We start from the raw sequence: 10,323 nt of genomic DNA, 5'->3' as shown, positions 1-10,323 counted from the left end.
ACGCTGATCAACGGCCCGAGCGGCGATAGACCGGTTTCGGCGAGTGAGGTCAAGCTTTCGGATGACGAACTGGCCAAGATAAAGGCCATGGGCGACACCGCCGCCATCGTCATGCACTACGGTGGCGACGACTGGAGCCAGGCCCAGATCAACGGGCTCGAAACTCAGTTTGAGGCCATGGGCATCAAGGTGATTGCCACCACCGACGCCGGTTTCAACGCCGCCAAGCAGGTCTCCGACATCGAGACCATCCTGGCCCAGAAGCCCGACATCATCATCTCGATCCCGACCGATCCGACCGCCACCGCGAGTGCCTATCGGCAGGCTGCCGAGGCTGGCGTCAAGCTGGTCTTCATGGACAATGTCCCGGCCGGCTTCGTTGCAGGCACCGACTATGTCAGCGTCGTCTCGGCCGACAACTACGGTAACGGCGTTGCCTCCGCCCATCTCATGGCCAAGGCGCTCAACGGGAAGGGCCAGATCGGCATCGTATTCCACGCCGCCGACTTCTTCGTGACGCGCCAGCGCTACGATGCATTCAAGGCCACCATCCAACAGAACTACCCCGATATCGAGATCGTCGCCGAACAGGGGATCGGCGGCCCTGACTTCACCGGTGACGCCGACCGCGCCGCTTCGGCCATGATGGTGGGCAACCCCAACATCGATGGCATCTGGGCGGTCTGGGACGTGCCGGCTGAAGGCGTGATCGCCGCGGCCCGCGCCAATGGCCGCGACGACCTCGTCATCACCACCATCGACCTGGGCGAGAACGTCGCGATCGACATGGCGCGTGGCGGCTTCATCAAAGGCCTGGGCGCCCAGCGGCCGTTCGACCAGGGCGTTACCGAGGCAAGGCTCGCGGGCTATGGCCTGCTCGGCAAGGACGCGCCTGCCTACGTCGCCTTGCCGGCGCTGCCGGTCGAAAAGGCCAACCTACTCGACGCCTGGAAGGCCGTCTATTCCACCGAGGCGCCAGCCACGGTCCGTGACTCCATGAACTAGGTGCACCTCCCGCACCTAAGCGGGGACGGCCCTCCCTTTACCGTCCCCGCGCTCCATTTCCATAAGCGAGACAGAAAATGCAGAAGCTCAATGTCGCCATGATCGGCGGCGGTTTCATGGGCAAGGCCCACGCCATGGCCTATGCGGCCATGCCGATGTTCTTCTGGCCGGCGCCCGCTATTCCGGTGCGCAAGGTGGTCGTGGACGTCAACCAGCAGATGGCCGAGACGGCACGCGACCGCTTCGGATTCGAGGAAGCCTCCGCCGATTGGCGCGCCGTGGTCGCACGGCCTGACATCGACATCGTCGACATCTGCACGCCTAACAATTCGCACGCCGAGATCGCCATCGCCGCCGCCAAGGCGGGCAAGCACATCATCTGCGAGAAGCCGCTGGCGCGAACCGGCGTGGAGTCGAGGACCATGCTCGATGCCGTCCGGGCGTCCGGTTCCATCCACATGGTGGCGTTCAACTACCGTCGCACGCCGGCCGTGGCGTTGGCCAGGAAGCTGATCGAGGAGGGCCGCATTGGCGACATTCTCAACTTCCGCGGCACCTACCTGCAGGATTGGTCCGCCGACCCCGACAGCCCGCTGTCCTGGCGCTTTCAGAAATCGGTGGCCGGGTCCGGCACTGTCGGGGATATCGGCACGCACGTCATAGACTTTGCCCGCTATCTGGTCGGCGAAATCGCCTCGGTAAACGCGATGGTCAAGAACCATATCCCCACCCGCCCCAGGCAATCGGGTGGCCTCGACACGCTGGGCGTCGGTGGTGACAGGAATGCAGAACGCGGCCCGGTCGATGTCGATGACGAGATGCTGACCATGATCAGGTTTGCCAATGGTGCCATCGGCTCGATCGAGGCCACCCGCAATGCCTATGGGCGCAACAACTTCCTGACCTTCGAGATCCACGGCACCAAGGGATCGCTGGCCTTCAACTACGAGCGGCGCGACGAGCTGCAGGTGATGTTCGCCGACGACGTCGGCGATGCGCGGGGCTTCCGCACGGTCTATACTGGACCGGCCCATCCCTATGGATCGGGCCTCTGGCCCATCCCGGCGCTCGGCATCGGCTATGGCGAAACCAAGATCATCGAATGCTTCGATCTCTGCACGGCCATTGTCACGGGCAAGCAGCCATCGCCGAATTTCGAGGATGGCTACCGCATCGCCCTCATCGCCGACGCCATCCTGAGCTCGGGCGAGAGTGGCCAATGGGTGGATATTCCGTGACAGAAAGGGCGATGAAGCCAATCGCCGTGGAGATGAACGCCATCTCCAAGCGCTTCGGCGGCGTCCACGCCCTACGTGAGGTGAGCCTGAGTGTGCGGGGTGGAGAGATCCATGCGCTCCTCGGTGAGAATGGTGCCGGCAAATCCACCATTCTGAAGATCCTGCGGGGCGTTCAGGCGCCCGACAGCGGTACCATTTCCGTCGGTGGAGAGGTGTTCGAGCATCTCTCTCCGCAACTGGCCCGCCACAAGGGCGTCGGCATGATCTTCCAGGAAATGAGCCTGGTGCCGACGCTGAGCGTGGCGCAGAACGTGTTTCTCGCCAGCGAACCGCTGACTGCGCTGGGGCTGATCGACGACAGGGCGATGGAGCGGCGCAGTGCCGAAATCTTTGCCTCGATGGGGGTCAGCGTCGATCCTGCCGCCATCGTTGCCGGTCTGTCGACCGGTCAGCAGCAACTGACCGAAATCGCCAAGGCCCTATCGCAGAATGCGGGTGTGCTGGTGCTCGATGAGCCGACGTCGGCCCTGACAGCGAGCGAGGTGGACATCCTCTTCGAGCTGCTGCGGCGCCTGCGGGGCGAGGGAAAGGCCATCATCTATGTCAGCCACCGCATGGACGAGATTTTCCGCATTGCCGACCATGCGACGGTGCTGCGCGACGGCCGGCTGATCGACAGCCGTCCGATTGCCGACTACACCCTGCCGACGCTGATCGCCGATATCATGGGCAAGGCCACTCGCGACCTGTCCGAGTTCACGACGGCATCGACGGCGCAGGATGACATCATCCTCAGGGTCGAGCATCTCGCCAGCAAGTTGCGTCGCGGCGGTGATGTCAGCTTCTCGCTTCGGCGTGGCGAGGTGCTCGGGATCGCCGGCCTGCTCGGTGCAGGCCGCAGCCGGCTGGCCCGCATACTGTTCGGGCTCGAACCCATCGCAGGCGGCACGATAACGCTGCGAGGCCAGACAATCTCCATCGGCTCGGCGAGGCAGGCAATCGAACTTGGCCTGGCACTGGTGCCGGAGGACCGACGCCGGCAGGGACTGGTGCTGGCCCATTCCATCCAGGACAATATCGAACTCCCCATCCTCGATCGCCTCGGCTCGACGCCCTTCGTCGACCGGCTCAAGTCGCGCACCACGACGGACGAATTGATCAAGCGCCTTGCCATCAAGACGGCATCGCGCGAGGCGGCGGCCAATTCGCTGTCCGGCGGCAACCAGCAGAAGATAGTCATCGGCAAGTGGCTGGCGACTGCTCCCGACATCCTCATCATGGATGAACCCACCGCCGGCATCGACATCGGCTCCAAGGGCGAAGTGCTGCGGTTGGTGCGCGCGCTGGCCGCCGAGGGCAAATCCATCATCTTCATCTCGTCCGAACTCGCCGAACTTGCGGCGGTCAGCGACCGTATCGCCGTGATGTCTGGTGGCCGTCTGGTGGAAACGATCGACAAGACGGACCTTTTGATCAACACCGGCGATGCAGCCGAACTGCGCGCCGAACAGAAGCTGCAGATGATCGTGCAGCGGGGAGGAAACCATGTCTGACACCATGGCGGCGGCGGGGCGCGAAACGCCGTTGGGCTATTTCAAGCGCACCTGGCGGCAGAACATCATCTATATCGGCTTCGTCCTGGTGTTCCTGTTTTTCGCGCTGACGCTCCACGACAAGGGGTTCCTCGAGCCGAACAACATCCTCAACATCGCCCGCCAAACCGCCATGATCGCGGTCATGGCGGTGGCGATGACGCTGGTGCTGTCGTCGGGCGAGATTGACCTGTCCGTCGGTGCGGTGGCAGGGCTGGCTTCGGTCACCACCGCCATGGCCATCGCCTGGGGCGGCCTTCTCGCGGGCATCGCGGCGGGCATCATGACCGGCGTCACCGTCGGGCTGGTCAACGGCCTGCTGTCAACGCGGCTGATGATCCCGACCTTCCTTACCACCCTGGCGATGATGGGGATCGCCAAGGGCACGGCCATGTGGATCTCCGGAACCGCCGCCATTCCGGTCCTCGACCGCACCTATCCGGCCATTTTCGGCGGTGGCAATATCGGGCCGATCCCGACCCTGTTGCTTTGGATGCTGGCCGTCGGCATCGTCGGGCATGTCGTGCTGCGGCGCACCAAGTTCGGCCGGCAGGTGCTGGCTGTTGGCGGCAATGTTGTGGCGGCGCGCTACAGCGGCATCAACACTGGCCGGATCAAGCTCTGGGTCATCGTCATTTCCGCTGTCACCGCCTCGCTGGCGGGCATGCTCTATGCCGGGCGGTTGCAGACCGGCCGCTTCCAGTTGGGCGAGGGCGACGAGTTGTCGGTGATCGCCGCCGTCGTGCTGGGCGGCACCAGCCTGTTCGGCGGCAAGGGTACGGTGGTGGGCTCGATCATCGGCGCGCTGATGATCGGCGTCATCAACAATGGGCTGATCCTGATGGGCCTCGAATATTCCCAGCAACTCATCGCGCGCGGCGGGATCATCATCCTGGCTGTGGCATTGAGCCAGGCGGGCACGCGGCCCGCTTGAAGGGGGGCGACAGTTATGGCCAACCCGACCGCCCCCAACGTCAATGCGGTCCCATACGACCCGCTGGTGGGTGTTGATCCTGTTGCCGCTCGTGCCGCTGCGGCTCAAGCTCCGTGATCAACTCGTCGAGGGCATTCTTGCTGGCGCGCTGAAGGATTGACGGCCGGTCCAACTCGATGAACATGCAAGGCCATGCACGTCGAATAATGGCGTCCCTGAACCCGACTCCCTTGCGGGAGCCGGGTTGTTTCGTCGGTCAATCACGTGGGCGGGTCACTTTATCGACTTCGCGGCCTCGATGATCACGTCGGCGACTTCGCGGGGCTTGGTCAGCATGATGACGTGACTACCATCGAGCTCGGTGAACTTCGCCTTGATTGCGGTAGCCATGGCCTTCTCCACGGCCGGTGGGATACCCCCGTCGGCATTTGGGGAAATGTACCAGCTCGGCTTTGTCTCGTAGGCGGCCTGGGACAGTTTGTCGTCGAAAATGGAGCCCAGGGTCGGTACCTGCGCCGCGGCGATTACGGCTACCTCCTTTTTATCGACATCCTGGGCGAAGTACTTCGCGAACGCCTCCTCGGGGACCCAGAGGTAGCCGCCGCTGTCCGGCGTCAGGGTGGCCAGCCAGGGCGCCGGCGGGCTACCGGCAGTGGCGCTGTTGACCGATTGTCCCTTGGGGAGCGCGAAGGCTGCGACATAGACGAGCGCTTTCACCTTGTCGTCGACGCCCGCCTCGGTGATCACCATGCCTCCCCATGAGTGCCCGACCAGGATGACATCCCCCGGTGCCCGTTCCATGGCACGCCTGGTGGCGGCAACGTCGTCTGCCAGCGAAGTCAGTGGGTTCTGCACGGATATGACCTGCAGTCCTGCAGCCTGCAGCAAGGGGATCACCCGGCTCCAGCTGGATCCGTCGACAAAGGTGCCGTGAACAAGGATGACGGTCTTTGGATCGGCCGCCATGGCGGGAGCCGCGATAGCCACCATGGCCGACAGGGCTGCCCCGAAGAGCAGGCGCGCAAAGTTCGACATTTGAGTTACTCCCTACCGTAGTGATCGGAACCCGGCCCGCAGATCGCTGGCCAGTGCCTCGGGTTGTTCCCAGGCGGCAAAGTGGCCGCCTCTGGGAGGCTTGTTGTAGAAGATGAGCTTGGGGTAGGCCTGCTGTGCCCAGCTCTGCGGAGCTGCATAGATCTCGTCGGGGAAAGCGCTGACCGCGACCGGGATCTGGACCCCCCTGGTATCGAAGAAACCGCCTTTCCCTCCTAGCTGGGCAGTGTCCCAGTAGAGGCGTGCGGCGGAGATCGGGGTGTTTGTAAGCCAGTAGAGCGTAATGTTGTCGAGGATGTCATCCCGCGTCAGTCCCTCGGTCTCTCCATTGAAAACGCGAGTGATGAGCTCATAACTGCGGATGTCGTGGTCGATCATCCAGGCCGCGTTGAAGATCGGTGAATCGGAGAGCCCGTAGAGCGTCTGCGGGCGGTTGTTCATCTCCCCGGCATAGCCCAGCCCCTTGTTGTAGAAGTAGTCCAGCTGGTCCCAGGCGTTGCGCTCGTCGGCCGTGAGACTGGCGGGCGGCGCCTCCTTGAGCGCCAATGCCCTCGAGATTTCGGGCGGAACCGTGGCAGCCATGTTGGTGTGAATGCCGAGCAGGCCCGGCGGCTGTTGCAGGGCCATCGTCTCGGAGATGGCATTTCCCCAGTCGCCGCCCTGGGCCACGTACCTCATGTAGCCGAGGCGATTCATCAGTTCCGCCCAGGCCGTGCCGATGGTGAGCGGAGTCCATCCGGGGGCCGTCGGCTTACCCGAGAAGCCGTGACCCGGTAGCGACGGGATCACAACGTCGAAGGCGTCCGCCTCCGTCCCGCCATGCGCCGTCGGATCGGTCAATGGAGCGATGATCTTCAACTGCTCGATTATCGAGCCCGGCCAGCCATGCGTGATGATGATCGGCAGGGCGTTCTCATGCTTGGAGCGAACGTGAATGAAATGGATGTCGAGCCCGTCGATCTCGGTCATGAACTGCGGCAGCGCGTTCAGCCGGGCCTCGACCTTCCGCCAGTCGTAGTCCTTCTCCCAGTAGCTGGCGAGTTTCCTCATCGTGTCGAGCTGCACGCCTTGGGAAGCATCCGCGACCGTCTCGCGCTCGGGCCAACGGGTTGCCCCGATGCGCCTGCTGAGGTCGGCGAGGTCCGCTTCCGGGAACGACACGGTGAACGGCCGGATCGAGCTGCCGGTTGCTGCCTCGGTTCGAGCTGCATCGGCCGGCAACGGGGTGGTTGCCACTGTAGCAGAGGAGGGGAAACGCTCTTGCGGGGTGGGCGAATTCAGGGACATCACATCCTCCTTGATTACCGTCTGGGTCTCCAGGAGGCGTCCGGTTTCGACCGCAACAACCTGCCGGCATCCGCCAACCAGGTTTCGGGGTCACAGCCGAACACTCTTCGAGGTCGATTGACCATCCCGAAGACGGGGGCCGCATGACTGCGGCCGACGTTAAGTTAAGATGAAGCGCGGAGAGAGGGCGGTTGCCGCCGCAATCAACCTCCGAGAGTGTACGCTAGCACTGGCGATCAGGAGCAACAATTAGATATTGTCCGGGCACACCATGGTAACTATTCACAATTTTTTGACGACTTTGGAAAATGCCGAAGAGTCCGCAGCTTGGTCGCTGTGCTCTCATATTGCGGCGAATATATTCGATATCGACAATAAAACGTCAGCACTCGACCTTCTTTTCGCCGAGATGTCCGCGACGGCGGTAGCCTGCTCCTCAGCGTGGTGGACTGGCGGGCGCGCTGGCCTTCGCACTGCTGTTCGGCCTCGGCTCCGGCCTTACAAGCATCGTCTTGGGCTCGTTGCCGCTGCAATTACTCGGAGGCGAACGCTACGGGGCGCGGCTCGGCCGGCTATCCTCGGCCCGCCAAGTCGCCTCGGCCATCGCACCGTTCCTGCTTGCGTTAGCGATGAGTGGCGCCGGGGTCAGGGGCGCCTTGTGGATCGTGGTCGCGCTTGGCGCCGCCGCGGTTTCCATTTTTGGCGTGATCGCCTTGCTTGCCCGCCCAAGGTCGTTGCGGGCCGAGCTCGGGACTGCCTGACCGGTGACGGGGTGCCCATCCCGTCCGCACCGAATAGCCCGCAACCCGACGTGATTGTCACGATCAATTCACGCGCCTGAGATCGAAACGTTAACGACAGGGTCTACTGGTCCGACCCTCGCTTGAAGCGAGGCCCGCTCCCGGAGATTCTCACATGAAACGCTCTATGCTTCTCGGCGCGACGTTGCTCGCGAGCACCGCGCTCTTCGCCGCGGCGCCAGCCTCCGCCGCCACAAAATTCGAGTTCTGGTACGGCCTTTCCGGCGACCTGTCGGAACGCATCCAGGACATGTGCAAGACGTTCAACGCGTCGCAGACCGACTACGAGATCGTCTGCGTCAGCCAGGACAATTACGACAACAACCTGCAGAACACGATCGCCGCGTTCCGCGCCAACAAGCAGCCCACCATCACCCAGATCTTCGATGCCGGTACGCTCGACCTGATGCTGTCGAACGCCTACGTCCCGGTTCGTCAGCTGATGGAAGAGAACGGCTACCAGATCGACTGGTCCAACTATTTCTCCGGTATCGCCTCGTACTTCTCGACCTCGAAGGGCGAGCTGCTGTCGATGCCGTTCAACTCCTCGACCGCGCAGATCTACTACAACACCGATGCGCTGGCGAAGGTCGGCTTCGAAGGCATCCCGGAGACCTGGAGCCAGGTTGAAGACGTGGCCCGCAAGATGAAGGCCGCCGGCTATGATTGCCCGGTGGCGTTCGACCCCGCCGGCGCCTGGCAGTGGTTCGAGCAGTTCGAAGCCGTCCACAACCAGCCGATCGCGACCAACGGCAATGGCTTTGAAGGCCTCAACGCCGAGATGGTGGTGTCGAAGGGCAAGTTCGTCGACCAGCTGACCTGGATCAAGAAGATGTATGACGAAGGTCTCTTCGTCCATAAGTCCAAGGATGCCGGCGAGACCGCCAACGACGCCTTCGTCAACGGCAAGTGCCAGATCACCTCGTCGTCGGTTGCCGATCACGGCACCTTCGGCAAGCAGGCCAAGGAAGGCGTGCACTGGACCAACGCCATGCTGCCGCTGCTCGATGGCTTCAGCCGCACCAACTCGCTGGTGGGCGGCGCTTCGCTGTGGACCCTCAAGGGCAAGTCGGCCGAAGAGTACAAGGGCGCCGCGGCGTTCTACGCCTTCCTCGCCACTCCCGAGCAGGCCGAATGGTGGTCGACCGTTACCGGCTACATCCCGGTGACCAATACGGGCTTTGAAGCCATGAAGGCCAAGGGCTTCTACGACGCCGCCCCCTACAAGGGCCGCGAGCTGGCCATTGCCTCGCTGACCGCCACCCCGCCGACCGAAAACAGCCGCGGCATCCGCCTCGGCAACTACGCCTCGATCCGCGCCGAAATGGTCAAGACCATCCAGGCCGTGCTGTTCAACAACGTGCCGGTGCAGCAGGCGCTCGAAGAATTCGATGCCAAGGGCAACGAAATCCTCCGCCGCTTCGAGGCGACCTACGCCGGCCAGGAACTGCTCTGATCCCTGATTGAACCACGCACGGGCGGCCATACCGCCCGTGCGCTCTCTTTATTCCGGTGGAGCTCCAATGGAACGTCGCGCCTACTATCGCAACGGCTGGCTGCCCTGGCTGCTCATCGGACCGCAGCTGATCCTTGTCCTCGTGTTCTTCTACTGGCCTACCACGCAGGCGCTGTACTGGGCTTTCACGCTCGAGCAGCCGTGGGGCGGCGGAAACACCTGGGTCGGGCTCGACAATTTCCTCGCCATCTTCCGCGACCGCGAATACTGGACCACGGTGGTGCGGAGCGCGTTCTACGCCATCGTCACCACTGGCCTCTCCATGACCGTTGCGCTGACGCTCGCGGCGTTCGTCGACCGCTCGCTCAAGGGCACCCGTTTCTTCCAGTCGGTCTATGTCTGGCCCTACGCCATCGCGGCGCCCGCCGCCGGCGTCGCCTTCCGCTTCATCTTCGCGCCGGAATCCGGGCTGATCGGCTCGATCAACGCGATATGGCCCGGCATCTGGAACCCGGCGATCAACGGTTTCCACGCCCTCGCCATGGTGATCGTCTGCCATGCCTGGCTCGGCATCGGCTACAACTTCATCTTCTTTCTCGCAGCGCTGCAGATGATCCCGCGTTCGATCACGGAGGCTGGCGCCATGGATGGCGCACGGCCGTTCCAGCGCCTCATCGACCTGCAATTGCCGCTGATCGCCCCGACAGCGTTTTTCCTCCTCATCATGAACCTCATTTCGAGCTTCACCGACAGCTTCGGGCTGATCGACGTGATGACCGAGGGCGGCCCGATCGGGCAGACGGAAGTGATGGTCTACAAGATCTATTTCGACGGGTTCAAAGGCCTCGACTATTCGGGCGCTGCTGCTCAGTCGATCGTTCTCATGCTGCTCGTCATCGGCCTCACGTTCGTCCAGTTCAAATGGGTCGAACGGCGCGTCCACTACAACTGAGGTGAA

At 63.2% G+C, this 10,323-nt stretch carries 8 protein-coding genes; 6 read left to right on the top strand and 2 right to left on the bottom strand.

The window, feature by feature from the left end:
* From JWQ89_RS11385 to JWQ89_RS11370, 4 genes are all read left to right on the top strand, one after another.
* The coding region (locus tag JWQ89_RS11385) for a substrate-binding domain-containing protein (protein WP_299641077.1) at positions 1-1,005 on the top strand (1,005 nt) is incomplete at its 5' end.
* 77 nt (positions 1,006-1,082) lie between these two features.
* Positions 1,083-2,243, top strand: a complete 1,161-nt coding sequence (locus tag JWQ89_RS11380; protein WP_299641076.1) for a Gfo/Idh/MocA family oxidoreductase — start codon at positions 1,083-1,085, stop codon at positions 2,241-2,243.
* 11 nt (positions 2,244-2,254) lie between these two features.
* The gene (locus JWQ89_RS11375) at positions 2,255-3,796 is read left to right on the top strand and encodes a sugar ABC transporter ATP-binding protein (RefSeq protein ID WP_299641074.1); all 1,542 of its coding nucleotides are present in this window, start codon (positions 2,255-2,257) and stop codon (positions 3,794-3,796) included.
* Positions 3,789-4,769 (top strand): ABC transporter permease, encoded by a 981-nt coding sequence (locus JWQ89_RS11370; RefSeq protein WP_299641073.1) that lies wholly within the window; start codon positions 3,789-3,791, stop codon positions 4,767-4,769. Before JWQ89_RS11375 ends, JWQ89_RS11370 begins: the two co-directional genes overlap by 8 nt.
* Before the next feature lie 273 nt (positions 4,770-5,042).
* Here the strand turns inward: JWQ89_RS11370 and JWQ89_RS11365 are convergent, their stop codons facing one another.
* Together JWQ89_RS11365 and JWQ89_RS11360 are read right to left on the bottom strand one after the other, a co-directional pair.
* Complete coding sequence (locus JWQ89_RS11365; RefSeq protein WP_299641071.1) at positions 5,043-5,804, bottom strand: alpha/beta hydrolase; 762 nt, start codon at positions 5,802-5,804, stop codon at positions 5,043-5,045.
* 12 nt (positions 5,805-5,816) lie between these two features.
* The gene (locus JWQ89_RS11360) at positions 5,817-7,109 is read right to left on the bottom strand and encodes an epoxide hydrolase family protein (RefSeq protein WP_299641070.1); all 1,293 of its coding nucleotides are present in this window, start codon (positions 7,107-7,109) and stop codon (positions 5,817-5,819) included.
* 915 nt (positions 7,110-8,024) lie between these two features.
* On the opposite strand from JWQ89_RS11360, the gene JWQ89_RS11355 reads away from it, so the two are divergent.
* Together JWQ89_RS11355 and JWQ89_RS11350 are read left to right on the top strand one after the other, a co-directional pair.
* Positions 8,025-9,365, top strand: coding sequence for an extracellular solute-binding protein (locus JWQ89_RS11355; RefSeq protein WP_299641069.1), 1,341 nt, complete (start codon positions 8,025-8,027; stop codon positions 9,363-9,365).
* Between the two features lie 67 nt (positions 9,366-9,432).
* On the top strand, positions 9,433-10,317 hold the full coding sequence (locus JWQ89_RS11350) for an ABC transporter permease subunit (protein ID WP_299641068.1): 885 nt from the start codon (positions 9,433-9,435) through the stop codon (positions 10,315-10,317).
* Positions 10,318-10,323 lie beyond the last annotated feature (6 nt).

It is taken from the genome of Devosia sp. (assembly GCF_028290645.1).
Lineage (GTDB): Bacteria > Pseudomonadota > Alphaproteobacteria > Rhizobiales > Devosiaceae > Devosia_A.
The sequence above is the reverse complement of the archived record's forward strand: the minus strand, read 5'-3'. Positions and strand labels throughout refer to the sequence as shown.

Excerpts from the sequence above, each read along its gene's own strand:
- JWQ89_RS11375 (WP_299641074.1), top strand. The coding sequence starts at position 2,255 with ATGAAGCCAATCGCCGTGGAGATGAACGCCATCTCCAAGCGCTTCGGC.
- JWQ89_RS11380 (WP_299641076.1), top strand. The coding sequence starts at position 1,083 with ATGCAGAAGCTCAATGTCGCCATGATCGGCGGCGGTTTCATGGGCAAG.
- JWQ89_RS11350 (WP_299641068.1), top strand. The coding sequence starts at position 9,433 with ATGGAACGTCGCGCCTACTATCGCAACGGCTGGCTGCCCTGGCTGCTC.
- JWQ89_RS11365 (WP_299641071.1), bottom strand. The coding sequence starts at position 5,804 with ATGTCGAACTTTGCGCGCCTGCTCTTCGGGGCAGCCCTGTCGGCCATG.
- JWQ89_RS11360 (WP_299641070.1), bottom strand. The coding sequence starts at position 7,109 with ATGTCCCTGAATTCGCCCACCCCGCAAGAGCGTTTCCCCTCCTCTGCT.
- JWQ89_RS11355 (WP_299641069.1), top strand. The coding sequence starts at position 8,025 with ATGAAACGCTCTATGCTTCTCGGCGCGACGTTGCTCGCGAGCACCGCG.
- JWQ89_RS11370 (WP_299641073.1), top strand. The coding sequence starts at position 3,789 with ATGTCTGACACCATGGCGGCGGCGGGGCGCGAAACGCCGTTGGGCTAT.